The organism is Mesorhizobium sp. WSM4898 (assembly GCF_029625845.1).
GTDB lineage: Bacteria > Pseudomonadota > Alphaproteobacteria > Rhizobiales > Rhizobiaceae > Mesorhizobium.
Genome location: NZ_JARTVQ010000001.1, coordinates 1,162,424 through 1,188,675, shown reverse-complemented (window position 1 = coordinate 1,188,675; position 26,252 = coordinate 1,162,424). Strand labels below are relative to the sequence as shown.

At 62.9% G+C, this 26,252-nt stretch carries 29 protein-coding genes, 1 tRNA gene and 2 pseudogenes; 26 read left to right on the top strand and 6 right to left on the bottom strand.

The features are described 5' to 3' along the window. Positions 1–143 precede the first annotated feature (143 nt). The 10 genes from P9228_RS05760 (at position 144) to P9228_RS05715 (ending at position 6,019) form a co-directional block, all read left to right on the top strand. Positions 144–320: a hypothetical protein gene (locus P9228_RS05760; RefSeq protein WP_095802509.1), complete on the top strand. Its 177-nt coding sequence runs from the start codon at positions 144–146 to the stop codon at positions 318–320. A 142-nt stretch (positions 321–462) separates the two neighbouring features. Continuing rightward, positions 463–1,755: a UDP-N-acetylglucosamine 1-carboxyvinyltransferase gene (gene murA / locus P9228_RS05755; protein WP_095802510.1), complete on the top strand. Its 1,293-nt coding sequence runs from the start codon at positions 463–465 to the stop codon at positions 1,753–1,755. Between the two features lie 78 nt (positions 1,756–1,833). Next, a complete protein-coding gene (locus P9228_RS05750) occupies positions 1,834–2,265 on the top strand; it encodes a DUF2948 family protein (RefSeq protein ID WP_066993786.1) in 432 nt (143 codons plus the stop codon). Positions 2,266–2,274: 9 nt separating this feature from the next. Then, positions 2,275–3,567: a histidinol dehydrogenase gene (hisD, locus tag P9228_RS05745; protein WP_127248492.1), complete on the top strand. Its 1,293-nt coding sequence runs from the start codon at positions 2,275–2,277 to the stop codon at positions 3,565–3,567. Between the two features lie 2 nt (positions 3,568–3,569). After that, the gene (locus P9228_RS05740) at positions 3,570–4,055 is read left to right on the top strand and encodes a UPF0262 family protein (protein ID WP_066993793.1); all 486 of its coding nucleotides are present in this window, start codon (positions 3,570–3,572) and stop codon (positions 4,053–4,055) included. Beyond that, positions 4,043–4,507, top strand: coding sequence for a low molecular weight phosphatase family protein (locus P9228_RS05735; RefSeq protein WP_082954052.1), 465 nt, complete (start codon positions 4,043–4,045; stop codon positions 4,505–4,507). The genes P9228_RS05740 and P9228_RS05735 overlap by 13 nt, the downstream gene beginning before the upstream one ends. Before the next feature lie 196 nt (positions 4,508–4,703). Next, complete coding sequence (gene infA / locus P9228_RS05730; protein WP_006200926.1) at positions 4,704–4,922, top strand: translation initiation factor IF-1; 219 nt, start codon at positions 4,704–4,706, stop codon at positions 4,920–4,922. Between the two features lie 19 nt (positions 4,923–4,941). After that, positions 4,942–5,568 (top strand): Maf-like protein, encoded by a 627-nt coding sequence (locus P9228_RS05725; protein ID WP_066993800.1) that lies wholly within the window; start codon positions 4,942–4,944, stop codon positions 5,566–5,568. After that, on the top strand, positions 5,565–5,786 hold the full coding sequence (gene yacG / locus P9228_RS05720) for a DNA gyrase inhibitor YacG (RefSeq protein WP_067328558.1): 222 nt from the start codon (positions 5,565–5,567) through the stop codon (positions 5,784–5,786). Before P9228_RS05725 ends, yacG begins: the two co-directional genes overlap by 4 nt. Positions 5,787–5,943: 157 nt before the next feature. Continuing rightward, positions 5,944–6,019 (top strand) — tRNA-Phe (locus tag P9228_RS05715). A gap of 150 nt (positions 6,020–6,169) precedes the next feature. Here P9228_RS05715 and P9228_RS05710 read toward each other — a convergent pair. Together P9228_RS05710 and P9228_RS05705 are read right to left on the bottom strand one after the other, a co-directional pair. Continuing rightward, positions 6,170–6,376 carry a hypothetical protein gene (locus P9228_RS05710; RefSeq protein WP_066993806.1) on the bottom strand — a complete coding sequence of 69 codons (207 nt, stop codon included), beginning with the start codon at positions 6,374–6,376 and terminating at the stop codon, positions 6,170–6,172. Between the two features lie 376 nt (positions 6,377–6,752). Then, positions 6,753–7,627 (bottom strand): annotated as a pseudogene (locus P9228_RS05705) (hypothetical protein). A 153-nt stretch (positions 7,628–7,780) separates the two neighbouring features. On the opposite strand from P9228_RS05705, the gene P9228_RS05700 reads away from it, so the two are divergent. Beyond that, entirely contained in the window at positions 7,781–7,990 is a 210-nt protein-coding gene (locus P9228_RS05700) for a hypothetical protein (RefSeq protein ID WP_066993812.1), read from the top strand. 58 nt (positions 7,991–8,048) lie between these two features. Further along, positions 8,049–8,837, top strand: a pseudogene (xth, locus tag P9228_RS05695) (exodeoxyribonuclease III). A gap of 28 nt (positions 8,838–8,865) precedes the next feature. Here the strand turns inward: xth and P9228_RS05690 are convergent. Next, entirely contained in the window at positions 8,866–9,153 is a 288-nt protein-coding gene (locus tag P9228_RS05690; RefSeq protein WP_066993818.1) for a hypothetical protein, read from the bottom strand. Further along, positions 9,134–9,427: a hypothetical protein gene (locus tag P9228_RS05685; RefSeq protein ID WP_278052656.1), complete on the bottom strand. Its 294-nt coding sequence runs from the start codon at positions 9,425–9,427 to the stop codon at positions 9,134–9,136. The genes P9228_RS05690 and P9228_RS05685 overlap by 20 nt, the downstream gene beginning before the upstream one ends. A gap of 424 nt (positions 9,428–9,851) precedes the next feature. Between P9228_RS05685 and P9228_RS05680 the strand changes: the two genes are divergently transcribed. From P9228_RS05680 to P9228_RS05625, 12 genes are all read left to right on the top strand, one after another. Continuing rightward, on the top strand, positions 9,852–11,102 hold the full coding sequence (locus P9228_RS05680) for a phospholipase D-like domain-containing protein (protein WP_245322485.1): 1,251 nt from the start codon (positions 9,852–9,854) through the stop codon (positions 11,100–11,102). A gap of 240 nt (positions 11,103–11,342) precedes the next feature. Further along, positions 11,343–11,747, top strand: a complete 405-nt coding sequence (locus P9228_RS05675; RefSeq protein WP_095782978.1) for a DUF982 domain-containing protein — start codon at positions 11,343–11,345, stop codon at positions 11,745–11,747. 463 nt (positions 11,748–12,210) lie between these two features. Further along, positions 12,211–12,993, top strand: coding sequence for a heme-binding protein (locus P9228_RS05670; protein WP_245322486.1), 783 nt, complete (start codon positions 12,211–12,213; stop codon positions 12,991–12,993). A 125-nt stretch (positions 12,994–13,118) separates the two neighbouring features. Continuing rightward, on the top strand, positions 13,119–14,870 hold the full coding sequence (locus tag P9228_RS05665; protein WP_278052655.1) for a methanol/ethanol family PQQ-dependent dehydrogenase: 1,752 nt from the start codon (positions 13,119–13,121) through the stop codon (positions 14,868–14,870). A gap of 49 nt (positions 14,871–14,919) precedes the next feature. Continuing rightward, positions 14,920–15,720: a substrate-binding domain-containing protein gene (locus P9228_RS05660; protein ID WP_245322488.1), complete on the top strand. Its 801-nt coding sequence runs from the start codon at positions 14,920–14,922 to the stop codon at positions 15,718–15,720. Then, the gene (locus P9228_RS05655; protein ID WP_278052654.1) at positions 15,717–16,250 is read left to right on the top strand and encodes a c-type cytochrome; all 534 of its coding nucleotides are present in this window, start codon (positions 15,717–15,719) and stop codon (positions 16,248–16,250) included. Before P9228_RS05660 ends, P9228_RS05655 begins: the two co-directional genes overlap by 4 nt. After that, positions 16,247–17,260 (top strand): cytochrome c oxidase subunit II, encoded by a 1,014-nt coding sequence (gene coxB / locus P9228_RS05650; RefSeq protein WP_245475448.1) that lies wholly within the window; start codon positions 16,247–16,249, stop codon positions 17,258–17,260. The genes P9228_RS05655 and coxB overlap by 4 nt, the downstream gene beginning before the upstream one ends. Then, positions 17,257–19,233 carry a cytochrome c oxidase subunit I gene (gene ctaD / locus P9228_RS05645; RefSeq protein WP_082954049.1) on the top strand — a complete coding sequence of 659 codons (1,977 nt, stop codon included), beginning with the start codon at positions 17,257–17,259 and terminating at the stop codon, positions 19,231–19,233. Before coxB ends, ctaD begins: the two co-directional genes overlap by 4 nt. Further along, positions 19,230–19,835 (top strand): cytochrome c oxidase subunit 3, encoded by a 606-nt coding sequence (locus P9228_RS05640; RefSeq protein ID WP_278052653.1) that lies wholly within the window; start codon positions 19,230–19,232, stop codon positions 19,833–19,835. The genes ctaD and P9228_RS05640 overlap by 4 nt, the downstream gene beginning before the upstream one ends. Next, the gene (locus P9228_RS05635) at positions 19,835–20,176 is read left to right on the top strand and encodes a hypothetical protein (protein ID WP_067328538.1); all 342 of its coding nucleotides are present in this window, start codon (positions 19,835–19,837) and stop codon (positions 20,174–20,176) included. Before P9228_RS05640 ends, P9228_RS05635 begins: the two co-directional genes overlap by 1 nt. Then, positions 20,173–21,051 carry a cytochrome c oxidase assembly protein gene (locus P9228_RS05630; protein WP_278052652.1) on the top strand — a complete coding sequence of 293 codons (879 nt, stop codon included), beginning with the start codon at positions 20,173–20,175 and terminating at the stop codon, positions 21,049–21,051. The genes P9228_RS05635 and P9228_RS05630 overlap by 4 nt, the downstream gene beginning before the upstream one ends. Beyond that, positions 21,032–21,448 (top strand): c-type cytochrome, encoded by a 417-nt coding sequence (locus P9228_RS05625; RefSeq protein ID WP_278052651.1) that lies wholly within the window; start codon positions 21,032–21,034, stop codon positions 21,446–21,448. Before P9228_RS05630 ends, P9228_RS05625 begins: the two co-directional genes overlap by 20 nt. A gap of 30 nt (positions 21,449–21,478) precedes the next feature. On the opposite strand, the gene P9228_RS05620 is transcribed toward P9228_RS05625, so the two are convergent. Next, positions 21,479–22,396, bottom strand: a complete 918-nt coding sequence (locus P9228_RS05620; protein ID WP_278052650.1) for a hypothetical protein — start codon at positions 22,394–22,396, stop codon at positions 21,479–21,481. Between the two features lie 325 nt (positions 22,397–22,721). Here P9228_RS05620 and P9228_RS05615 point away from each other — a divergent pair, with 325 nt between their 5' ends. Next, positions 22,722–23,894 (top strand): glycosyltransferase, encoded by a 1,173-nt coding sequence (locus P9228_RS05615; protein WP_278052649.1) that lies wholly within the window; start codon positions 22,722–22,724, stop codon positions 23,892–23,894. 2 nt (positions 23,895–23,896) lie between these two features. Beyond that, on the top strand, positions 23,897–25,033 hold the full coding sequence (gene glf / locus P9228_RS05610; protein WP_066993849.1) for a UDP-galactopyranose mutase: 1,137 nt from the start codon (positions 23,897–23,899) through the stop codon (positions 25,031–25,033). Positions 25,034–25,042: 9 nt separating this feature from the next. On the opposite strand, the gene P9228_RS05605 is transcribed toward glf, so the two are convergent. Beyond that, entirely contained in the window at positions 25,043–26,218 is a 1,176-nt protein-coding gene (locus tag P9228_RS05605) for a beta-glucosidase (protein WP_127213787.1), read from the bottom strand. Between the last annotated feature and the right edge of the window lie 34 nt (positions 26,219–26,252).

Below are 26,252 nucleotides of genomic sequence, written 5' to 3'. Positions count from 1 at the left end.
AAATCGCTGCGCGGTTTTCCCGCGGCATGTGTCGAATGCCGCGGCTGTGGAGGCCGCTTGCGAGCAGGCTTCGATGACATGGCGGCGCCACAATGTTAACTATGCCTGAACCACAGCCGGCTATCCGCCGGCGAGGACCGGCGATGAACGACAAGCCAAATCCGCCGAAAAAACGCGACGGCGAGCGCAAGGACCGGCTGGCCGAGGCGCTGCGTGCCAACCTGCAGAAGCGCAAGGCGCAGGCCCGTTCGCGGCGGGATGGCAATCCTGATGATCGGCCGGAAGGATTGCCGACTGCTGGAAAAATGCACAAGGACTAACCGAAATCAGCCACACTGGCCGATCACACTCGGTCCACAGATGGGGAAATCCTATTTCTTGAACCGCACCGGCCGATAGTCTAGAGCCGGATATACTCAACCGATTGAAACCGGCCCGTCCGGGCCGAGGGGACGTTCTTTCATGGATCGCATCAGAATTGTCGGCGGCAATAAGCTTGCCGGAAGCATTCCGATTTCGGGCGCCAAGAACGCGGCGCTGCCGCTGATGATCGCCTCGCTGCTCACCGACGACACGCTGACGCTCGAAAACGTGCCGCATCTGGCCGATGTCGAGCAACTGATCCGCATCCTCGGCAATCACGGCGTCGACTATTCCGTCAACGGCCGGCGCGAGAAGCAGCAGGAGGGCTATTCGCGCACCATCAATTTCTCCGCCCGCAACATCGTCGACACCACCGCGCCCTATGAGCTCGTGTCCAAGATGCGCGCCTCCTTCTGGGTTATCGGCCCGCTGCTTGCCCGCATGGGTGAGGCCAAGGTGTCGCTGCCGGGCGGCTGCGCCATCGGCACGCGCCCGGTCGACCTCTTCCTCGAAGGCCTGCAGGCGCTGGACGCCGAGCTCGACGTCGACAACGGCTATGTCGTCGCCAAAACCAAGAACGGTCGTCTCCACGGCAACCGCTACGTGTTCCCGAAAGTGTCGGTCGGCGCCACCCATGTGCTGATGATGGCGGCCTCGCTCGCCAAGGGCGAGACGGTACTCGAAAACGCCGCCCGCGAGCCGGAGATCGTCAATCTCGCCGAATGCCTGATCGCCATGGGCGCCAAGATCCACGGCGCCGGCACCTCCACCATCACCATCGAGGGCGTCGAGGCGCTGTCGGGGGCGCGCGTGCGCGTCATTCCCGATCGCATCGAGACCGGAACCTATGCCATGGCGGTGGCGATGACCGGCGGCGACGTGGTGCTGGAAGGCGCGCGCCCCGACCTGTTGCAGAGCGCGCTCGATGTCGTTGCCGAGACCGGCGCCGAGATCACGCCGACCAATGCCGGCATCCGCGTCAAGCGCAACGGCGCCGGCATCGCGCCGGTGGACGTTACGACCGCGCCCTTCCCCGCCTTCCCGACCGACCTGCAGGCGCAGTTCATGGGCCTGATGACGATGGCGAAGGGCAAGTCGCGCATCACCGAGACGATCTTCGAGAACCGCTTCATGCATGTGCAGGAGCTTGCCCGCCTCGGCGCCCACATCACGCTGTCGGGCCAGACGGCGATCGTCGACGGCGTCGCCAAGCTGAAAGGCGCGCCGGTCATGGCGACCGACCTGCGCGCCTCGGTGTCGCTGGTCATCGCAGGGCTTGCCGCCGAAGGCGAAACCACCGTCAACCGGGTCTACCACCTCGACCGCGGTTTCGAGCGCCTGGAGGAGAAGCTTTCCGGCTGCGGCGCGGTGATCGAGCGGATTTCGGGCTGACAAAGCGCCTCGGTTGCGCAGAGCGGAAAGACCGCATAACAGAAGATTGACTAATCAACCTTCAGGTGCGCATTCCGCATGGCCCTCAAGCTCATCGCGCTCGACGACCAGGATCTGAGCATCATCTCGGCCCACGTCCAGGACGCCGTGATGAAGGTCTCCGACCTCGAATACCTGCCGGCGGCCAAACGTTTCGTGCTGACCATGAACCGCTTCGTCTGGGAGGCGAGGTCCGGCTTCTTCCGCCAGCACAATGAACGGCGCCAGTGCGTGCTGCATTTCGACCGCGTGCTCGGCGCCAAGACCAGCGGCATCGCCCGCGACAAGCCGGCGGAGATACTGTCGCTCTTGGCGGTCAGCTTCGTCGCATTCAGCAAGCCGGCCGGCATCATCGAGCTGGTTTTTTCCGGAGGCGGCACGATCATGCTCGACGTCGAGTGCATCGAGGCGCGGCTCGCCGATGTCGGCGGCTCCTGGGAAGCCACCTCGCGCCCGGTTCACAGGACCTGAGCACCGACGATGGCCATCACGCTTAGCCAAACCGACGCCGATTTCGAGCTGCGTTTTTCGGCATTCCTCACCACCAAGCGCGAAGTGTCGGCCGACGTCGAAGCGGTGGTGCGCGACATCGTCGCGCGCGTGCGCGCCGCAGGCGACAAGGCGCTCATCGACTACACGCTGAAATTCGACAAGGCCGATCTCAACAGGCTCGGCATCGCCGTCTCCAGGGCCGACATCGAAAAGGCATACGCCGCGGCCGACCCAGCCACAGTCGAGGCGCTCGAATTCGCACGCGACCGCATCCGCTCCCATCACGAGCGGCAGAAGCCGAAGGACGACCGCTACACGGACGCCGCCGGCGTCGAGCTCGGCTCGCGCTGGACCGCGATCGATGCCGTGGGGCTCTATGTGCCCGGCGGCACAGCGAGCTATCCGAGCTCGGTGCTGATGAACGCCGTGCCGGCCAAGGTCGCCGGTGTCGAGCGCATCGTGATCGTGGTGCCGGCCTCCGGCGGCGTCATCAATCCGCTGGTTCTGGTCGCGGCCGACCTTGCCGGCGTCTCCGAGATCTATCGCGTCGGCGGCGCGCAAGCCGTCGCCGCGCTCGCCTATGGCACCGAGACGATCCGGCCGGTCGCCAAGATCGTCGGGCCGGGCAATGCCTATGTCGCGGCAGCCAAGCGCCAGGTGTTCGGCAGCGTCGGCATCGACATGATCGCCGGGCCGTCGGAAGTGCTGGTCGTGGCAGATGCGGACAACGATCCGGACTGGATCGCCGCCGATCTGCTGGCGCAAGCCGAGCACGACGCGTCGGCGCAGTCGATCCTGATCACCGACAATGCCGCATTCGGCACGGCGGTGGAGCAGGCGGTCGAGCGCCAGTTGAAGAGCCTGCCGCGCGCCGCGACGGCGGCGGCGAGCTGGCGCGATTTCGGCGCCGTGATCCTGGTGCCGACGATCGAGGCTTCGCTGCCGCTGGTTGACCGCATCGCGGCCGAGCATGTCGAGCTCGCCTTCGACGACGCCGAAAGCTTCCTCGCCGGGATGCGCAATGCCGGCGCCGTCTTCCTCGGCCGCCACACGCCGGAAGTCATCGGCGATTATGTCGGCGGCTCCAACCACGTGCTGCCGACCGCGCGCTCGGCGCGCTTCTCGTCTGGTTTGTCCGTGCTCGATTTCGTCAAGCGCACCTCGATCCTGAAGCTCGGCCCGGAGCAGCTCAAGGCGCTGGCGCCGGCGGCGATCGCGCTCGCCAAGGCGGAAGGGCTCGACGCCCACGCACGATCGGTGGCGATCAGGCTGAACATGTAGCGATGTCCGGCCACCACCAAAACCGCGACAGGCTGATCGACGTCGAGCTCGACGAATCGATCGGACGTTCGACGCCCGATGTCGAGCATGAGCGGGCAGTGGCGATCTTCGACCTGATCGAGGAAAACAGTTTCCGGCCGGTCAACGACGATGGCGCCGGCCCATACAGGCTGAAGCTGTCGCTGGCCGAGTCGCGCCTGGTGTTCGCCGTCAGCCGCCAGAATGGCGCCGATGTGGTTACCCACATCCTGTCGCTGACGCCGCTTAGGCGCATCGTCAAGGATTACTATCTGATCTGCGAAAGCTATTATGAGGCGATCCGCTCCTCCACGCCCAGCCATATCGAGGCAATCGACATGGGCCGCCGCGGCCTGCACAATGAGGGCTCGCAAACACTGATGGACCGGCTCGCCGGCAAGATCGAGATCGACTTCGACACGGCGCGCCGGTTGTTCACGCTCGTCTGCGTGCTGCACTGGCGGGGGTAGTCCTGGCCGCGCTGCCGCATTCGATTCTTTTTGTGTGCGGCATGAATGCCGTGCGCTCGCCGATGGCCGAGCAACTGGCGCGGCGGATGCTGCCCGCCACCACTTTCGTCGCCTCGGCCGGCGTGCGCAGCGGCGAGCGCGACCCCTTCGTCGATGCCGTGCTTGCCGAAGAGGGTCTCACGCTCGGCGAGCGGCAGCCGAGGACGCTGGACGAGCTGGAAGACGATTATTTCGACCTGATCGTTACGCTGGCGCCCGAAGCGCATCACGCCGCGCTCGAGCTTACCCGCTCGCTCGCCGTCGAGGTCGAGTACTGGCCGATGCCGGACCCGACCGACACCGGCGGCACGCGCGAGCATATCATGGCCGCCTATCGCGATGTGCGAGAGCGGCTGAAGACGCGCATAAGCCGGCGTTTCTTGCTTCCGGAAGCAAAAAACGCGACGGATTAAGCATGTTCACAAGCGGGCGATTATCATATAGGTTCCGCCGCAAATTCCGGCTGGAGTCGGACGAGTTCAGGTCTGTTCGACCTGAAATCGTCCGGCTCCAGATCAAGAGTAGAGCATGATGTCGTCCGAAAACCGCTTCACACTTTTCGGCATCATGCTCTAAGCCCCGGAACCGCCATCCAAGCAAAGGTATCGAATGCCGAAGGAAGAAGTCCTCGAATTTCCGGGCGTGGTCACGGAACTGCTGCCCAATGCGATGTTCCGGGTGAAGCTCGAAAACGAGCACGAAATCATCGCCCACACGGCCGGCCGCATGCGCAAGAACCGCATCCGTGTGCTGACCGGCGACAAGGTCCTGGTCGAAATGACGCCTTACGACCTGACCAAGGGCCGCATCACCTACCGCTTCAAGTAACAATTCGGCGCGAACCGCGATGAGCATCCTGCAGAAGCTCGTGCTTGCCTCGGGTTCGCCGCGTCGCATCGAGCTGTTGCAGCAGGCCGGCATCGAACCGGACCGCGTGCTGCCCGCCGATGTCGACGAGACGCCGCTGCGCGCCGAGCATCCGCGCTCGCTGGCGAAGCGCCTTTCCAAGGACAAGGCCGAGAAGGCGTTCGCCTCGCTGAAAAGCGAGGAAGACTATGCGCCGGCCTTCATCCTGGCCGCCGACACGGTGGTGGCAGTGGGGCGGCGCATCCTGCCCAAGGCCGAGACGATCGACGACGCGGTGAACTGCCTCGGCCTGCTTTCCGGCCGCTCGCACCGGGTCTATTCCGGCATCTGCCTGATCACGCCGGGCGGCAAGCTCAGGCAGCGGCTGGTGGAGACCAGGGTGCGCTTCAAGCGACTGCCACGCGAGGAGATCGACGCCTATGTCGCGTCGGGCGAATGGCGCGGCAAGGCCGGCGGTTATGCCGTGCAGGGCCTCGCCGGCTCCTTCGTCGTCAAGCTGGTCGGCTCCTACACCAATGTGGTCGGCCTGCCGCTCTACGAGAGTATCGCGCTGCTGTCCGGCGAGGGCTTCAAGCCGCACAAGAACTGGCACGTCGCGCGGCCATGAGCCCGGACGAAAAGGTCACGCCGCTGAGGCCGAAGCGCCCCTGCCCCGAATGCGGCAAGCCTTCGGTGCGGGAGCACTATCCGTTCTGCTCGACACGCTGCAAGGACATCGACCTCAATCGCTGGCTGAAAGGCGCCTACGTCATTCCCGGCCGCGACGACGAAGAGGAAGAAGACGGAGGCCCCAAGCAAGGCCCTTCGTCCACAGACGAGCAGTGAAGGCCCGTAGCAATACGCCGTTTCCCGGCGATTTTTCTTTATCAACACCTAAGCGCTGGACAGGGCGAATTCCCGTGCTATAACCCACGCGCTTTCGAGGGGGGCGCCACCCGGCGCTTCCGTGAAACCCGGCGGACGAGCCCGTTAGCCGGCGCAGGCCCAGATAGCTCAGTTGGTAGAGCAGCGGACTGAAAATCCGCGTGTCGGTGGTTCGAATCCGCCTCTGGGCACCATCACCCTCTTCTCCCCGCATTCGCTTTCGCCGAAGCTTCTACGCTGTAGCAAGCAGCTGGTGTTGGCGATCTTTTTGCTAGCGATGGCGCAATTTGGCGGGATTAGGAGCGCTGCGCTGGAGCTGTTACGGCTGCACGCTTGCCAGCCGTTTAGCCGTGCCCAGGTTCTTCGAGCTTTTCCAGTCTCGCGGACAGCCGGTCAAGGTCAGTTGTGCCCTGGCCGAAAAGGCTCATGGCCCTCATGGCGACCAACTGGCGGTCTTCCTCGCTCTCAAGTCCATGCCTTGAACAATAGCGATGGACAGCTTTTGAGAGGATTTCAAGTTGGGTGGAATCCAAAACACCATGCAGGGACATGCGTGCCTCCTAGCCAGGGGCGAAAGCACGATACCGCTTTCAAGCGTCCGCTTGCCTCACTACTCGGTACGAACGACAAAGGGGTGATACGCCTCTCCGGCAAGTCGCGCGCTAACAAATGAGGCCGTGATGAAAATCGCGCCTGAGCGGTTACGTCTTCTTGAGAAGGCGCGCCTGCCGAAGAAGCGAAGCTGCGTCGATGCTGATCAAGTCGATGAGCTCGCGTGCTTGGCTGGGGGGATGCCGGTCCCGCGGGGCTGAAATCGCACCCGAAATTCCTTTTCGGCCTGTGACATTCCACCTGAACGTCGGGTACGCGAGCCTTGGCGGCCCCCGTCTCGCTTGTCATGTGACAGCCATCAAAGACCCAAGAATATCAATCGGCACTTCGCGAACGTTTTCTCCGCTCCAGGCTTTTCGCCTTTCGGCGAGCGATTCTGAGTTCGCCAAGCGTCGGCCGCCACCACCCTCTCGATCGTTCCGCTGATCCGGCAGCGCCGGCCATGTCTTGATCAGTTCAGCCAAGGTCGGCGGCCGCCACCTCGCCCAAACGGCGCCGAAGCCGGTCTCCATCGACTGTGGGTAGAACGGCGCCAGCTCAGAGGGGTCGGCCAGCTCGCCTGAAATCCCGGTGAAGACAACAACGTCATATTGCACCGTCGCCACGGCGCGACCGAGCGGAGGCAGGTCTTCGGCTGGAACCGGATAGCGCCGGCGCCTGCGTTCGGCATGGCGCAGCCTGGCGGCCTTGTGCTCATCGGAGTGTTTACCAGCCTCCCGCCGGCGTTTCCTCTCCTCCGGCTCGGCGCGCTGGGCGGCTCTTTCGATGCTTGGCCAACGGCGCCGCAGCTCCTCATAAGCGCGAAAAGGCACCCGCCAGACCCGCAATTCGTCGTCCCAACTCTCCCATGGAACCGCTCGCAGTTCCTCCAGCACGGTCTTCGAATAAGGCGTGCGAGTGCGCAGGTCGTCCGCGACTTCCAGATAGTGGCTCGACAGTGGATCGAAGGCGAAGGCATCCCGCCCCTTACTGTCGTCATGGGCTGCGCAAGCCGCTGTCTCCTGTGCCAGCCAGCGCTCGATCCGCCGCGCCGCCGTTTTTCCGGGCACGAACCAGCTCCTGAGCTCGTCGCTCCACCTCGCGCGCGGAAACGCAAGCTGGAACCGCTCAACTGCCGCTCGATCGTACGGGAAGCGCGCTTCGGCACCACGAGGCTTCTGCGGTTCAAAATGGGCTTCGGATTTTTCCATCGGATTGCGCTTGCTAGCTCTGCTCGCAAGGAACGCCGCGCAAGTTCCTTGGGTTCAAGCCACACAGCCGAGACAAGCCGAACTGCTCGAGGAACCGCGAGCGGAAACCTTCCCGGCATTCGACGGTTAATCCGGATCAGGAGAGGTCAGCCCATGGCGAGACGACGTGATGCAGATGAAACAGCGGCGAGCCGGCCCAGAAGGCCACGTTCGCGCCCGCTGAAAGGCGAAGAAACGGAAGTGAACCATATCGTGGAAACGCAAAACATCTCGCCGGCCCAGGCGCGGGAGCTGGTGCGGCGTCACGGAAACGATTGGCGCAAGATCGATGAGGCCGCCAAATCCTACAAGAAAGACAGCTAGTATTCCAAACCAAGTATCGGGGTGACTGCCCGGAGAGATCATCGGCCAAGATAACCGGATGACCAGGATCGCTACTTTCAACGTAAATGGCGTCAATGGGCGATTGCCGGTCCTCCTGAAATGGCTTGGCGAAACCGGCTAGGACATCGTCTGCCTGCAGGAGCTCAAGACATCCGATGAGAAGTTCCCTGCCGAGGCGATCCGACAGGCTGGTTACTGCGCCGTCTGGCATGGGCAGAAATCTTACAACGGCGTAGCGATTCTGGCCCATGGGAAACAGCCGCAGGAGCGCAGGCGCGGACTGCCAGGCGACCCGGACGATACGCACAGCCGCTACATCGAGGCCGAGGTGGATGGGCTGGTGATCGGCTGCATCTATCTGCCGAACGGCAATCCCGCGCCTGGACCTAAATTCGATTACAAGCTGGCGTGGTTCCAGCGTTTGATCAGCTATTCCCAGACCTTGCTTAAAGAGGAAACGGTCCTGTGCGGCGATTACAACGTGGTGCCAACCCCGATTGATGCGGTGGTGCCGGCGCGCTGGTTGGGCGATGCAGTGTTTTTCCCGCAGAGTCGTGACGCTTACGCCGATTTGCTGAAGATGGGATGGATGGATGCGGTTCGGCAGATCCATCCCGAGAAGGGGGTCTACACCTACTGGAACTTCTCCTACCGGGGCGGTTATGACCGGAGCTCCGGCCTGCGAATGGACCATCTCCTGATCAGTCCGGCACTTTCAAACCGGCTGCGAGGGGCGGGCGTCGATGCTGCGGTAAGAGCTTTGGAAAGGCCAAGCGATCATGCCCCGGCGTGGATCGAGCTGACCTGGCCTGGAAAGCTCGACTGAGGTTTCGATGGCCTGCCCAGGAGCGGCATCAGCCCGAGCGTATCACGCCGGGCTCATCGGTCTGTTCGTGGGCTTGTCCGACAGCTTGGGGCGCGGCCACAAGGTCCTGGAATCCGATCGTGGCGACCAGATACCCCGCTTCGTCGTAGATTCTCGTAACCCACGATGTCGGGTCGACGCCTTCGACAATCCCATCGAGCATCGCCTCCTTAGCCGCGCGTTTCGCCTCGGCCTTGGCGGCATCCAAATTTTCCATGTCGACCTGGATGGCCGGCTGCGCCGTACTTTCGATGAACTCAAAACGGAACTTCGGCATTGGTTTCTCCATTCGGCGCCGCCGGGAGCGGATCGGGCGGGCTCTCAATCTTGCCGTTGCTGGAAGTTTCGTCTCCGAGCACTGCTTCCGCGATGTATTGCTTGAGATCGCCGACTTCGTCGCCGATATCCTCAGCCAGTATTCCCAGGCCTTCGGCATCGGCGATGCATTGTTCGGCGAGCTTCTCGGCGGCGATTTCGGCCGGGATTGCAGCTGCGGCTTCCGCCTTGTGCTCGTCGATCCATTCCCCGACGAAATGTGCGGTCTTGTTCACGATGATATCCGGTTCCTGAGCGGAAACCGTGTCAGCGTCAGTTGGCTTCGTGTCCATGTCTAAACCCGCCCTCTAGGATCCTTCTTCAACGCCGATTGCCTGCGAAGGATGCAGGCGTTGGTCGAAAGTTGTTATAGCTTCAGGCTTGCACTTCAGACTCCCGGGTCAAGGCTGGAACCTGCGTCAGGATCAACAGTTCTTGAGCATGGCAAATCACCCGATAACGAGTTTCCTCACCTCAATCGGGACTTTAGCGTCCCGTCCCGCCGCATTCCTGGTGCTGCTGGCCTACGCAGCACTGTGTGTCGTTTTCGATCGGCAAAGTCTGAATTGGTATGGGGCGGCCACCCTGGCGCCTCCAGCGGGCGCGTGAAAGGTGAGATTTGGTCGGAACCGGCGGAGGCTGCTCAGCAGCCTCAAGTATTTGGCCGTCGCGCTTGTCGCCAGTCTGGTCACGCTGCTCGCGATCAACTTGATCCCCGAGACCCGTGTCATCCGCACCATCGTGCCGCACCGTTTCGATGCGGCAGATCCGCAATTCGCAAGGAGCATGAGCAGCTATTCGCAGGGGCAGATGTTCGAGGCGAACGCCGTGCAGACCCTCGTCAACGGCGACGAGATTTTTCCCGCCATGCTGCAAGCGATCCGTTCGGCCCGAAAGACCATCAACATGGAAACCTACATCTATTGGTCGGGCTCGGTCGGCTACGAGTTCGCCACGTCTTTGGCTGCGAAAGCCCGAGAGGGTGTCGAAGTGCGCGTGCTCGTCGATTGGCTTGGCAGTCTTCCCTTCGATGAGAAGCTGATCCAAATCATGACGAGTGCTGGCGTTCGGTTCGAGCGCTATCGGCCGATCCACTGGTACACGCTCGACCGCGTCAACAACCGGACGCATCGCAAGCTGCTCATTGTGGACGGGCGGGTCGCCTTCACAGGCGGGGTCGGCATCGCGGACAACTGGCTGGGAGATGCGCGCAACCCCAATGAGTGGCGCGACACGCACTACCAGATCGAAGGGCCTGCTGTGCCCGGGTTCCAGGCGGCCTTCGCCGAGAACTGGCTGGAAACAGTGGGCGAGACGTTGCAGGGCGAGAACTTCTACCTGCCGCCCGAAGCCGCGGGTGCGCTCCGTGCCCAGCTGATCCTTTCTTCGCAGCCGAACGGCTCCGAAAACATGGAGCTGATGATGCTGGCCGCCATAGCCGCGGCCAAAGACCACCTGCGCATCGGCATGGCCTATTTCGTCCCGGACGACATCGCCCTGCAGCAGATATTGGACGCCAGAAAAAGAGGCGTCGCCGTCGATGTGATCGTTCCCAATTCCCTGACGGATGTTCCGATCGTCCGCAAAGCTTCGCGCTATTTCTGGGGCAAATTGCTCGAGGCCGGGGTGCGGATCTACGAGTTTCAGCCCACGATGTATCACCCCAAACTGCTGATCGTGGACGACGTCTGGGCGAGCTTCGGTTCCACCAACCTGGACCAGCGGTCTTTGCGTTTGAACGATGAGGCCACGCTCAACGTCTATGGCAAGGAATTCGCACGAACGCAGATCGACTTGTTCAACGAAGATCTGAAGCGCTCGAGGCAGATCAGCCTTGCCGAATGGAGATCGCGTCCCATGCGCGAAAAGTTCACCGATTGGCTGGCCAGCACGCTCCACGCGCAGCTCTAGTCAGCCCATGGAGCCGAACGCAAACACCAGCCGCTGCTTGTCTCTTCGGCCGCCCGTCACCCAGATCGGCGGAGTTGCCAACCCACCCCAGGTGAGCCAGGGTCGGCCGCCACGGGGCGGCTCTTGACGCCGAAAATCGCGCTTCCAATATTTCACCTCAGCGCCGCCGGCACATGCCCAACACCTTGCTGAGCATCTGTTTGGCCTGCCGGCGATCGGCGCATCAAGCGGAGGAAGGTCATGGGCCCAAATGTCTTCGGGGAGCCCGTTGGGCGTGCTTTGATTTCTCGGCAAAGCGACAACTATGGTCACGACCACGGCGCGGCAGAACCAGGCGCAATGAGCACTGATGTGTTCGCTGAACCTGTCCTTGTTGATGACGTGCCATTTGGCGTGAGGAAAATCCGTTGCGCGATGGACGCCATCGAATTCCTGGAGGAGTGGCCGTTCGAGAAGCGGTGCCGCCTGCACGGTTTGGCCAGCGACGCTTGCTGCGCGGCATATGATGGCCGCGGGCCGGTCGCCGCGGCCAGGAAAGTGTTCGTCAGCTGGGCGATCCAGACCGGGATTTGCGCGAGCGCGCCTTGCCTCGAGCTCGACGCCGCCGAGGCAGCGGATCAAGTCACAGGCAGTGGCACGTCCTGATGAGGAAGAACACGCCGACCCCATAGGGAAGCAACAAAAGCAGCAGGGCCAGCCAGTAACCGGGCTGTGCGATCGGCGCGAAATCTGAACGAAGCTGCTCCATTGCCCGTCCAACGCAGGGCGGCACAGCTGGTTCCTCTACTGCACATGTCGCAAGACCAAGCAGCCGCGTACCTCCTGCTGTTGACGGCTGCAGCGATCGAGGAACGCTGGCCGCCTCCCAGGAGCGGTGATGGCACCGCCAGGTCCTTGGTGCTGTTGGGCCGGACTTCGATATGGATGCACCTGCCACACGCAATTCTTGCAGTCCCTTTCTGGGCAGCAGGAACAAAGGGGCTCGTTGTCCGTTCGGTTTCGCGCAGCAAGAGCAGGATCAGCTTGCAGAACGGCGAGACCGGAGTTTCTGCCGCCAGATTTCTGTTTTCCCTTGTTGTCCGCGTTGAACAAGGTGTTCCGAAGCGCCATGCATTTCCGCCAGTGTCCGTCGGCCGCTCTTGGCCTCCTGCTCTTGGCCATCGCGGTGCTGCCACACAATCCCGCTTGGGCGCAAGCGCCCTGCCCGACCGATCACGACAAACTGCTGTCGGCCTTGAAGGCCAATGTCAAGGCGAGTGGCGGGCCGGCAAATGGCGGCTTCGAGAGCAATGAATGGGCCGCGATCGTTGCCCGTGACGGTACGGTCTGCGCCGTCGCCTTCAGCGGCCCTACCGTGGACGCGCAATGGCCCGGCAGCCGGCTGGTCGCGGCCGAGAAGGCCAACACGGCCAACGGGCTCAGCCTGGCGAATATGGCCCTGTCGACCGCCAATCTTTATGCCGGGGTGCAACCAGGCGGGCCGCTGTTCGGCCTGCAGGCCACCAACCCCGTCAATCAGGCGGCGGCTTACGCCGGCGACGCCAAGACATTCGGCAGCCCCAATGATCCGCTGATCGGCAAACCGATCGGAGGCGTGGTGGTGTTCGGCGGAGGCCTGGCCCTGTACGACGGCAAGGCGATCGTCGGCGGCCTCGGGGTCAGCGGCGATTCCTCCTGCGCCGACCACAACGTCGCCTGGCGCGTCCGCGCAGCGCTCGGCCTCGACAAGGTTCCGGCAGGCGTCAATCCCAACCGCAAGGACGCCATCATCTATGACCTCGACCCAGGCGGCAAAAGCGCATCCGGCTGGGGTCATCCGCTTTGCGCCGGGCGCGAGGCCGACATCGCCGCCGAACTGGGCGCCAGCGTCGGAGGCTCGGTCCCGAAATGAAGGCAGCGCGACAGCTGACGGCGAGGTGTGCGCAGTCCGGACGCGCTCGCCTCACCCGGGCTGCGCGGCAATATGCGGGATTAAGCATTGTTGGGGCGATGATGCTGGCCTGTCTCCCAGATCTGATGGCCGCCTCGGAGTCGCCCTCGACGCCTGCGATCTCGCCGCCGGCCTCCGCCGCCCCGCCCGACGACGGCCAATGGACGATGCCAGCCAAGAACTACGCCTCGACCCGCTATAGCGAGCTCGCGGAAATCAATGCAGGCAACGTCAAGAACCTGCAGGTCGCCTTCACCTTCTCGACCGGCGTGAACAAGGGCCAGGAAGCGGCACCGCTGGTGGTCGGCAGCACGATGTATATCGTGACGCCCTTTCCCAACATCGTCTACGCGCTCGACCTCTCCAAACCTGGCGCACCGATCAAGTGGAAATACGAACCCAATCCCGAGCCCGCGGCACAAGGGGTGGCGTGCTGCGACGTCGTCAATCGCGGCGCCGCCTTCACCGACGGGCGCATCTTCTTCAACACGCTGGACGGCCACACGATCGCGCTCGATGCGAACTCCGGCCAGCCGATCTGGAACACCCATATCGGCAACATCAATGTCGGCGAGACCCTCACCATGGCGCCGCTGGTGGTGAAGGGCAAAGTGCTCGTCGGCAATTCGGGCGGCGAGATGGGCGTACGCGGCTGGGTCAAGGCGCTCGACGCCGGCGATGGCCATGTCGTCTGGACGGCTTACAGCACGGGTCCCGACAAGGAGGTGCTGATCGGCCCGGATTTCAAGCCGCATTACGACATGGACAAGGGCAGGGACCTCGGTGTGACGACCTGGCCGCCGGAGGCCTGGAAGATCGGCGGCGGCAATATGTGGGGCTGGATCTCCTATGATCCCGATCTCAATCTGATCTTCCACGGCACCGGCAATCCAGGCCCCTGGAACCCTGACCTGCGCCCCGGCGACAACAAATGGACATCGGGCATTTTTGCCCGCGATCCCGATACCGGAGCGGCCAAATGGTTCTATCAGTGGACGCCGCACGATCTGCACGACTATGACGGCATCAATGAGCAGATCCTGCTCGACATGAACTGGCAGGGCAAGCCGCGCAAGGTGCTGGTCCGGCCGGAGCGCAACGGCTATCTCTACGTCCTTGATCGCACCACCGGCGAGGTCCTGTCCGCAAAACCCTATGGCCCCGTCAACTCCAGCAAGGGTGTGGATCTCAAGACGGGCAGGCTGATGGCAAACCCCGACAAGAAGACCGGGACCGGCAAGGTCGTCCGCGACATCTGCCCGACCGCCTCGGGGCTCAAGGACTGGCAGCCTTCCGCCTTCTCGCCGAAAACGGGCCTGCTCTACATCCCGCACAACAATCTGTGCATGGACGAACAAGGCGTCGAGGTGAACTACATCGCCGGCACGCCCTATGTCGGAATGAACGTGCGCATGATCCCGGGGCCCGGCGGCAATCGCGGCGCCTTCACCGCCTGGGATATCGCCGCGGAGAGACCCGCCTGGAGTCTCAAGGAAAACTTCCCGGTATGGAGCGGCGCGGTCGTAACCGCCGGCGATATCGTCTTCTACGGAACCATGGAAGGCTGGTTCAAGGCCGTCAGCGCGAAGACCGGCGAACTGCTTTGGCAGTTCAAGACCTCCTCCGGCATCATCGGCCAGCCGGTGACTTATCGCGGCCCCGACGGACACCAATATGTCGCGATCCTGTCCGGCGTCGGCGGCTGGGCCGGCGCCATCGTCTCGGGCGATCTCGACCCGCGCGATGCCACTGCTGCGCTCGGTTTCGTCAACGCGATGAAGGACTTGAAAAACACGACAACGGCGGGAGGCACGCTCTATGTGTTCCGACTGCCTTGATGCATTCAAACCGACGGCACTGGCGAAAAGATCCGCCCCGCGGGCCCTCGTGGCCGGTCTCGTCGCGTTGGTCTGGCTGGTTCTGGCCGGCGCGGCGGATGCGCGGGAACTGCGCGCCTGCGCCGATCCCAACAACATGCCGTTCTCCGACGCCAGCGGCGAAGGCTTCGAGAACAAGATCGCCGAGATCGTTGCGGCCGACCTTGGCGCGAAGCTTACCTACACCTGGTGGGCGCAGCGCCGCGGCTTCGTTCGCAACACGCTGAAAGCGGGGCTTTGCGATCTGGTGCTCGGAACGCCGGCAAATGTCGAAATGCTGCGCACCACCTCGCCCTACTACAGATCCTCCTACGTCTTTGTCGCACGACAGGATGGACCGGACGTAACGTCCTTTAACGATCCACGGCTGCGCGACATGCGCATCGGCGTTCAGCTCATCGGCGATGACGGCGCCAATTCGCCGCCGGTCCAGGCGCTCGGCCGTCGCGGCATTGTCGGACATCTCGTCGGCTACCCGGTCTACGGCGACTATTCCGCTCCCAACCCCGCGGCGCGCATTGTGGAAGCTGTGGCGAGCGGCGAGGTCGACGTCGCCGTGGTCTGGGGCCCGCTCGCCGGTTACTTCGCTACGAAGCAAAAGGTGCCGCTCCGGATCACGCCGGTCACACCTCGCATCGATGGACCGCAACTGCCACTGATGTACGACATCTCGATGGGCGTTCGGCGCGAGGACGAGCGACTGCGCGGCGATGTGAATAGCGCGCTCGCCAGGCACAAGGCCGAGATCGACGCGGTTCTGACGCAATATGGCGTTCCGCTTCTCGACATCGCCGGGAGCCCGGTGCGATGAGGCTGGGTCTCGCGACGCTGCTGTCCGTGACGCTCGCCTTGGCGGCATGCCAGCGCGAGGAGCGGGACACGCGCCCGCAATCTTCGCTCGGCTCCGGCGGGCAGCCGACGCCCGTGACTACGCTGGAACCTGGCGGCCAAAGGCCCTCCCCCAGCAACAACAAGGCGTCGAGCTTCGAGGCGAACGCCTTTCATCTCAGCGAGGGCAAGCGCCTGTTCGGCTGGTTCAACTGTTCGGGATGCCACGCCAATGGCGGCGGCGGCATGGGCCCGGCGCTGATGGACCAGAAGTGGATCTATGGCAGCTCCATGGAAAGCATTCACGCCACCATCCGCGACGGACGTCCGAACGGCATGCCGAGCTTCCGCAACAAGATCCCCGACGATCAGATCTGGGAACTGGCGGCCTTCGTGCGTTCGCTAAGCGGCAACGCGCCCTCTTCCGCTGCGCCACAGCGAAATGACGACATGATGCCCCATCCGTCGGAAAACCGCATGCCGGATGCCGCCACGCTGGGGAAGTCGCCGTGAAAGGCCTCGCCTCGATGGCGTTTGCCGCGGCAAGCGTCCTTTCTCTCCAGGGATGCGCGGGCTGGCAATCGGCGCTCGACCCGAAAGGCCCCGCGGCGAGCGAGTTGGCATGGCTGATCTGGTTCTTCATAGGGCTTTGCTCGGTAGTGTGGGTGCTGGTGATGATCGCTCTCGCCGCACCGCTGTTGATGCGGCCACCCAGGCGCACCGAGCCGCTGATGCTCGACGCCAGCGCCGACCATCGCAAATTGCGCGTTGTGGTCATCGCTGTCGGGCTGACCGCAGCGACGCTGGTCGGGCTGACCCTGCTCAGCTTCTTGGCCAACAGGACGCTTGCGGCAATCGGCTCGAACGCTGCGCTCACCATTCGGGTGACCGGGCACCAGTGGTGGTGGGAGGTGCGCTATGAGGATGCCACGCCGAGCCGCATCCTGACGACGGCGAACGAAATCCACATCCCCGCCGGCGAGCCGGTGCGGCTTCTTCTGACCTCGACCGATGTGATCCATTCCTTCTGGATCCCAAGTCTGGCCGGCAAGCTCGACCTCATCCCCGGTCACATGAACGTGCTGGATGTCAAGGCGGACAAGCCCGGAACCTATCGCGGCCAGTGCGCCGAGTTCTGCGGCGCGCAGCATGCGAACATGGGCACCTTTATCATCGCCGAGCCGCGGGCAAAGTTCGACGCCTGGTGGAACGACCAGCTGCAGCCGGCCGCGGCCCCGACGGGCGACGAGGCGAAGGCGGGCGCGGACTTGTTTCTCAAGCGTCCCTGCGTGATGTGCCACAAGATCGGCGGCACGCCCGCGGGCGGAACGGTCGCTCCGGATCTCACCCATATTGCCAGCCGGCAAACACTTGCCGCGGGAACCTTGACGATGAGCCGCGGCAATCTCGCCGCCTGGATAGCCGACCCGCAAGGCATCAAGCCCGGCTCCCACATGCCGGTGGTTGAGCTCAATGGCGACGAGCTCAACGCGATCGTCGCCTATCTCGAGGGCCTGAAATGAGCAGCGCGGACCTGGCCAGCGAACGCGACCTGCCGCCGGAACGTGAGGCGACTGCCAAGGGCGACGTTGCCCCCGAACGTGATGGGCCGCGCGACACCGGCATGGACGATGCCAGCCTTCACCGCTGGCTCGCGCGCACATGGCGGACGCCGCCCGGCATCATCGGCGCGTTGTCCAGCGTTGATCACAAGGTCGTCGCAAGGCGCTATCTGATCACGGCATTCGGGTTTCTGTGCCTGGGCGGGCTGAGCGCCGTCGCCATGCGCATCCAGCTTTCGGGACCGCAACGCGGCCTGATCGGGCCGGACCTCTACAACCAGCTGTTCACCATGCATGGCGTCACCATGATGTTCCTGTTTGCCGTGCCCATCGTGCAGGCGACCGGCATCTATCTGGTGCCGCTGATGGTCGGCAGCCGCAACATCGCCTTTCCGCGCCTGAACGCGTTCAGTTATTGGATTTATGTCTCGGGAGGTCTCTTCGCCTGGGTGTCCTTCGCCCTTGCAATGGCGCCGGATGTCGGCTGGTTCGCCTATGTGCCGCTGTCAGGTCCCGAATTCAGTCCCGGCAAGCGCGCCGACGTGTGGGCGCAGATGATCACCTATACCGAGGTCTCATCGCTGGCGGTCGCCGTCGCGACCATTGTCACCGTATTGAAGCAGCGTGCGGCAGGCATGTCGCTGGACAAGATCCCGCTCTATGTCTGGGCGTTGCTGGTGACCTCATTCGTCGTCGTCTTCGCCATGCCGGCGGTCATGATCACCTCGACCTTCCTGATCCTCGACCGGCTGGTCGGAACGCATATTTTCAATCCAGCGGAGGGCGGCGACGCCCTGCTGTTCCAGCACCTGTTCTGGTTCTTCGGTCACCCCGAGGTCTACATCATCTTCCTGCCGGCGACAGGCATCGTCTCCGCGATCATTCCCGCTTTCGCTCGAAGGCCGGCGTTCGGCTATCTCGGGCTGGTCCTGTCGTTGATCGCGGTCGGCTTTCTGTCGTTCGGTCTCTGGGTCCACCACATGTTCGCGACGGGATTGCCGAAGCTCGGTGCAAGCTTCTTCACGGCATCCAGCATGTTGATCGCCATTCCCAACGGCGTGCAGATCTTTTGCTGGCTGGCGACCTTGTGGGACGGCAGACCGGTGATCCGCACGCCGTTGCTCTTCGTCTTCGGTTTCTTCTTCATCTTCGTCATTGGCGGTCTCACCGGTGTCATGCTGGCCTCGGTGCCGCTCGACCTGCAGGTGCACGACACCTATTTCGTCGTCGCGCATTTCCACTATGTGCTGATCGGCGGCTCGGTTTTCCCACTGCTGGGTGCCGCCTATTTCTGGTTCCCCAAGATCACCGGCCGCATGATGAGCGAGCGCCTCGGACGCTGGCATTTCTGGCTGGCCTTCATCGGCTTCAACGCGGCCTTCTTCCCGATGCACCTTGTCGGCCTGTGGGGCATGCCGCGCAGGGTCTATACCTATCCGGCCGAGCTTGGCTGGGGGAACATCAACCTGTTCATCACCGGCGGCGCGGTGCTCTTCTTCCTGAGCTTCGTGCTGTTCACCTTCAACCTCGTGCATGGCGCCTTGAAAGGCGCGCCGGCCGGCGACAATCCCTGGGATGCCGGCACGCTGGAATGGGCCACGTCTTCGCCGCCTCCAAGCTATAATTTCGCGCGCATTCCAATCGTCACGAATGTCGAGCCGCTCTGGGCCGAACGCGAGGCCCTTCCCGTCGCCACCGGCCTTCGCGTCGATGTGCGCGAGCTCCTCATCTCGACGGTGGCGGAAGCGCATCCCGATATCCGCGAGAAATCGGCGACGCCGTCGATCTGGCCCTTGTTCGCTGCGATCGCTGTCGGCGGCACCTTTCTGTATTCGATCTTCACGCCCTGGGCGATCGTCTGGGGCGCCGCGCCGATCGCGATCACCCTGATCGGCTGGTTCTGGCCGAAAGATACGCCGGAGGACGAGGAATGAAGCAGCGTCCCGCCGCCGATCTGTCGGGCCTGCCAAGCTTCGGGCTTGGTCCGCGCAGACCGACCTGGTGGGGTACGCTCGGTTTCATGGCATTGGAAGGAATGGGCTTTGCGCTGGCGGCCGGCGCTTATCTGTATCTGGCGACCTTGTGGCCCAACTGGCGTCTGAGCGCCCCGGAGCCCAACCATTGGCCGGGAACGATCGTGACGCTGCTTCTCATCGTCAGCCTGGTGCCGAACCACCTCCTCAACCGCTACGCCAAGCAATGCGCCATCGGGCCGGTGCGGATCGGCATGGTGGTGATGTCGCTGCTCGGCAGCGCGCCGCTCATCGTGCGCTGGTTCGAGTTTCCGGCCCTGAACATCTATTGGGACACCAACGCTTATGGCTCGATGCTCTGGGTGCTGCTCGGCCTGCACACCATCCATCTGATCACCGATGTCGGCGACACGATCGTTCTGACAGTGCTGATGTTCACGCGCCACGCCTATAGCGGCCGGCGTTTCGGCGACGTCGGCGACAACGTCTTCTACTGGGATTTCGTGGTCTTGACCTGGATCCCGATCTATCTGTTCATCTACTGGGCCCCGAGGCTAGGCTGATGCGCGCGCTGCGTTTGGGAACGTCCTGGGGTGGTCTTGTGTCGGGGCCTCTGGCCTGGGCCATCTCTACGCAGCTGAATTACGCGCTGGTGCCCTGGCAATGTAATCGCCAGGTCCCGGTGGTGCTTTCCGTCGCACTGGTGCTCATGGTGTTTTCGCTCCTCGGCGGCGTCCTGTCGTGGCAGGCGAAGCGGCAAGGCGGCGCCGCCTTCAAACCGGAGCGTACACGCAGCACCGAGCGATTCATCGCCGATCTCGGCATGCTTTCGGCTTTGCTGTTTGCCCTCGTCATCGTCATGCAGGCCAGCGCCGCGCTCATCCTCGACGAGTGCCTGCGATGAGTTTCGAGGCGTTCTTCTCGACCTCGATCTGCTACGGCGCCGGCGCGCCCGAGACCGGGTGGACGCTTGCCCTTCCCATCACGCTTCCGCTGGCCGCGCTCGCGCTGGTCTATGCGACCGGCGCCAACCGGCTGTGGCGCCGCAGCAGCCGAGGCCGACCAGAGCGGATACGACAAACCTTGCTGTTCGCCGCAGGGTGGTGCGTGCTGACGGGAGCGCTGGTCAGCCCGATCCATGCGCTCGGCGAGCGGGTCTTTGCCGCTCACATGATCGAGCACGAGCTGCTGATGGCGCTGGCGGCTCCGCTGCTGGTTGCAGCCCGCCCCGGCGCGGCACTGGTATGGGCATTACCGGTCGCGTTTCGGCAGAGAACGGGAAGGCTCACGCATGGCAAGATGCTGCAGGCGGTCTGGGCCTTCGCCAGCCGCCCTCTCAACGCAACAATCATCCACGCGATCGCCATCTGGATCTGGCACATCCCGTTCCTGTTCGAGGCAGCCCTGCAGCGGGGCGTGCTGCACTATACCCAGCATGCGAGCTTCCTCGGCACTGCCTTGCTGTTCTGGTGGGCGCTTCTGCCCCGTTCCGGTCGGCAGCAGGCCTATGGCAGCGCTGTCATGCATCTCTTCTTCACCTCGATGCACACCGGCCTGCTCGGCGTGCTGCTGCTGCTGTCGCCCAAACTATGGTATCCGGAAAATGCCGGTGGCGCAGCGCTGTGGGGTTTAAGCCCGATCGAGGACCAGCAGCTTGCGGGTCTGGTGATGTGGGTTCCGGCTGGCCTGATCTATGGCGGAGCCGCTTTGCTGCTCGCCGGCCTCTGGATAAGCAAGAGCGGAACCAGGGAGGCGACGCATGCGCGCCGATCTGGCTAGACTGATCGCCGGCGCCCTCGCCGCCATGATCGTAGTTGCCGTAGCCGTCGCCGCCGTGGCCTTATGGGCCGACCGGCGTGATCGTGTCCGGCACGAGTCGGACGCGGCAACCGGCGGCGTGGGCGCGCGCGCCATTCCGATCATGACCGCGAACGGCTGCTCCGGCTGCCATACGATCCCTGGCGTGCCGGGCGCGCAAGGTCAGGTCGGCCCGCGCCTCGACGCCAGCCTCGCCGGCCGGGTCATTATCGGCGGCGTGCTGGCGAACAATCCGGAGAACCTGATCCGCTGGATACGTGGCGCCAGAGAGATTAATCCGCACACCGCCATGCCATCGACGAGGGTCACCGAGCAGCAGGCGCGTGATATCGCGGCCTATCTCTATGCTTTGAAATAATTGAACCCCGCCGCGTCGGAACCCGGGCTGTCACGCAACCTTCGACAGGACGCTGAGATCGCATCTGGCGAGGCCATATCGCCAGCGATGGTTCGTCGCCGCGACACGGCTCTGGTAAAAAAGCGTGAGCTGTTCGCCCTCGATCATGACGGTGGAGTGACCGTTTTCTCCTGGCCCGCCTGGATCAAGAACCGGACCTATCGAGACGTAGGGTCCGGTAACCTCGGCGGCGATGGCGAAAAACACGCGTTGTCGGCTTCCTCGCGCTCCCCGCGGAAGGAAGCACGTGGCGTTCAGAAGCACGCGGCCATCGGGGAGCTCGACCAGTTGGGCGCCTTCGATCCCCCACTCGTAGTCGGGATCATCGCGCGTATTGTGGTGTGGGATCTCACTATGGTCGAGGATCCTGCCCAGCCGCTTCCAAGGTCCGAACCACGAGTCCGACTGGCTGCGCGCCAGGTAGACATCGGGTTGCGGCACACGACTGAATTTCGGCATGCCGGAATAGACGATGTAGCGCTTGCCGCCGATGATCGCCGGATGCGGATCATAGATCCCATCTTCGTCCGTGCCAGGGATCGACAGGATTGCCGGGTTGAGCACCACCCAGTTGAAGCCATCATTCGACACCGCGTGCTCACAGCGGCCGCCGGACTTCATGAACTCGGTCTGGATGAACATGTGGAAGACGCCGAGCTCGTAAACAACACCGGGCGCGGCAACGCCCGATCCTGTGACAGGAAGCTCGATGGGTTCGTGCTCCGTCCAGGGACCATGCAGCTCCGGCGCGGTTGCGTGAAGTATCTTCCAACTCTCGGTTGTTACCGTGCCGCTCGAGCCGAAGACGTGCCAAAGCCTGCCGTCAAAGACGGGGCATGGATCCTTGAGATCATCCACCGCCTGCGGATGGAAGAGCGGGAACACATTCGTCTCGAACTCGATCTTCATCACTTGCCCCAGCAATTGCCGGCCGTTTGAGGCTCGTTTGGCTCCGGTCCAGGCGAATCGTTGGAGCCGTCGAACAGCTTAGCTGCCCATGCTACCGAAATACGGCCACCGAGTGACCGTCCCCAAGAACCTGCGTGCGAAGCTTGGCTCCACCTCCCAAAGGGGCAGCAGCACCGCGGCATGATCCTTCGCCGCTTTAACGGTTCGCGGCTGGAACAAGTTATTCGACGGAAAGTTAGACGGAAAGGTGGATCTCGCCTCCGCTGCCTGCGATTAACAAATGTTAATCGCAATATACATCGTTCTGCCACTAGGGAAAATTTGTATGGACGCGGCAATAAGAATACCAACTCGCAGAAAAACCACGAAGACGCAAGACTTACTGGTATGCTTCTCTCATTTACGATGGAATTTTGTCTATCAGCGTCCACAACATATTCTTACCTTAGCCGCGAAGGAACATGAGATTATCTATTTCGAGGAACCTGTTTTCGAGGAGCGCTCGCATCCTTCGATGCGTTTCTCAGAGGTGGCGCCGGCAATTCGGGTCGCGACTCCTCTGCTTCCAATTGGCACAAGCCCGGCCAGAGCTGATGCCGTGCAGCGCAAATATCTCGACCGGATCATCGCTTCGACGCCGCACACTAACCTGACCGCCTGGTACTACACGCCCATGGCCCTACGCTTCAGCGCGCACATCAATTGCGATGTCTGCGTCTATGACTGCATGGACGAACTTTCGGCGTTCAAGAATGCGCCAACCGAGCTGGCCATGATGGAGCGAGCGCTCTTCGGGCGCGCCGACGTGGTCTTCACCGGCGGCTTGAGCCTCTTTGAAGCGAAGCGCTGCCAGCACCGTGCCATCTATCCGTTTCCGAGCAGCATCGACGTCAGCCACTTCCACAAGGCAAGGACACCCGGCAAGGACCCGGCCGATCAATTCGGCATTCCTCATCCACGGGTGGGCTTCTTCGGCGTCATCGACGAGCGCCTCGACATCGATCTCGTGGCCCAGGCCTCCAAGGCGATGCCAGACGTGCATTTCGTCATGCTCGGTCCGGTGGTCAAGATCGACCCGAGCAGCCTGCCGACAGCGGGCAATCTGCATTGGCTCGGCGGGAAAGCCTATGCCGACCTTCCAGATTATCTGCGCCACTGGGACGCCGGCTGGATGCCGTTCGCGCTCAACGAGGCCACACGCTTCATCAGCCCGACAAAAACGCCGGAGTTCCTCGCCGCTGGCCTGCCAGTGGTCTCAACAGCAATCGTCGATGTTGTGCGAACCTACGGCGCAGCCGGGCTCGTCGACATAGTGGACGCCGAGGACGTCGACACCAAGCTGCGATCCGTCCTTACCCAATCGCGCGAGGCGCGGCTTCAGCAGGTCGATGCCTATCTCGCGGACATGTCCTGGAAGCGCACATGGAATGGCATGGCCGCTCATATCAGGAACGCCAGTGCTCGGAAAAAGGTCGTCCCGTTCCGCAGGAGCGCCTGACCATGTTCGACTGGCTGATCGTCGGCGCCGGCTTCGCCGGCAGCGTTCTCGCCGAACGCATTGCCTCGCAGCGGGGAGAAAGCGTTCTCCTCATCGATCGCCGCAATCACATCGGTGGCAACGCCTATGACTGCTACGACGAAGCAGGCATCCTCATCCACCGCTACGGGCCGCACATATTCCATACAAATGCGCGGTCCATCGTGGATTATCTGTCACACTTCACGACATGGCGGCCGTATGAACATCGTGTGCTGGCGGCGGTCGACGGAATGCTTCTCCCGATCCCCATCAATCTCGATACGATCAACCGCCTCTATGGTCTCGATTTGGATCCGGTGGAACTGGAAGACTTCTTCGCGTCTCGCCGCGAGACCATCGAGGAAGTCCACACGGCCGAGGACGTCGTGGTCAGCACTGTCGGGCGGGAACTCTATGAGAAATTCTTCCGCGGCTACACCAGGAAGCAATGGGGCGTAGACCCCTCCCAGCTCAGCAAATCGGTAACCGCCCGGGTTCCGACCAGGACCAACCGCGACGACCGCTACTTCGGCGACAGCTTCCAGCACATGCCCGCGAACGGGTACACGCGCATGTTCGAGCGCATGCTCAACCATCCCAATATCAAGATCATGCTGCAGACGGATTATCGTGAGGTCCGGGACCGGATTCCGTTCCGCAAGCTGATCTACACCGGCCCTGTCGACGAATTCTTCGACTGGAGACTTGGCCGCCTGCCGTATCGCTCACTGCGTTTCGAGCACGTGACCGTCGAATGCGAACAGTTCCAGCCGGTCGCTGTGGTCAACTATCCGCAAACGGAGGACTTCACCCGGATCACCGAGTACAAGCATCTGACCGGCCAGAAGAACGCCCGGACAAGCCTCACCTATGAATACCCGACCGACATTGGCGATCCGTATTACCCGGTGCCCAGGCCGGAAAACGAAGCGCTCTACAAGCAATATGAAGCCTTGTCCGCCAGTCGCCCGGATGTCTGGTTTGTCGGCCGCCTTGCGACATACCGCTATTACAATATGGACCAGGTCGTGGGTCAGGCTCTGGCTACTTTCGCCCGCATTCAGAAGACGGTCCCAATTGGAGGCGCCTTGCAGCCGGCAATGGCTGTGCCGGGCTAAAGCCGCTTGCTACTCCGGCAAAGGCTGCGTGGGTCGAGAACGCTGGCCAAACAGCCTCTGCTGCCTCGCCAGTTCATCGGCCATGGGCTGACGGGTGCGGCGCGATCCATCCGCATGGATGACGGAGAAAAGGCCAACTTCGGCGTGGCGTGAATTGTCCCATCCCGGGTAAGCCGTAATCGGATAAAGGCAGATTCCCCCGACCGGCGCGCCTTGGCTCACGGCGTCCCGCACCTCGTCGCACACATAGTGAAGCCATGCCGGGCCTCCCGATCCTTCCGCACCGGTCTCTGCAATGTACATCGGCTGTCGGTAGCGTTGGGCGACCTCGACGAGCATTTCCGACAGAGCCCGGTATTCGTGATGCCCCATCGGGATTGTTGGCCCGTGCAGGTACCACTGATTGTGCGGGTAGAAATTCAGACCGATGACATCGATGAGATCTTCGCTGCCGCCAAGCTGCGGCTCGACGCGCCCCATCAGCATGTCGTACGCTTCGAACTGTCCTTGACGGACTTTTTCAGCCGCCCGCATTTCCGCGCGGCTTCGATCGCGCGGCGCGATGTGAATAAGCGGCTCGGCCCAGATGAACCGGCATTCTGGATCCGCTTGGCGCATGGCTCGTATGCCTTGCACGGCAGCCTTGACGAGGTGGCGTTTGAACCAACCCCTTCGCCTTGGGCCGGCCGGTGGAAAATAGCCCACTTCGACTGCCCAGGCGAAGAACGATATCTCGTTGATCGGGCAGACGAGCGCAGGCTTCCCGCTGACGGCCCGATGCAACCGGACAGCTTCCGCTGCGAAATCGGCATAGCGCTCGATCAGCTCCTTCCCGCCCTGGTCAAGATAATCGGGGGTTCCGTAGTGAAAGACATCCCAGATGACCTGAACGCCGGCGAGATTTGCCGCTTCGATCATCGGCGCCCAACTCGACCAATCGTACACGCCCGGCGCCTTCTCGATCAGGTGCCAGCGTAGCCCGTCACGAACAGTTCTGAGCCCAAGGTTCGCGCAGCCGCGATAGTCGCGTTCTGCGTGAGAATCATGGCCAGTCGCCCGCACGAGATCGAGACGCACGCCATCCTTTCGCCGGTGCGAGGAGCATTCGAAACCGCCCATGAAAAAACTGTCGAATGTGACCGCGCTGGCAGCCGGATTCACGTTTGGGCTAACGGCTTGCGGCACATTCCTACTCCTTGCATTGGCCGGCACGGTCGAC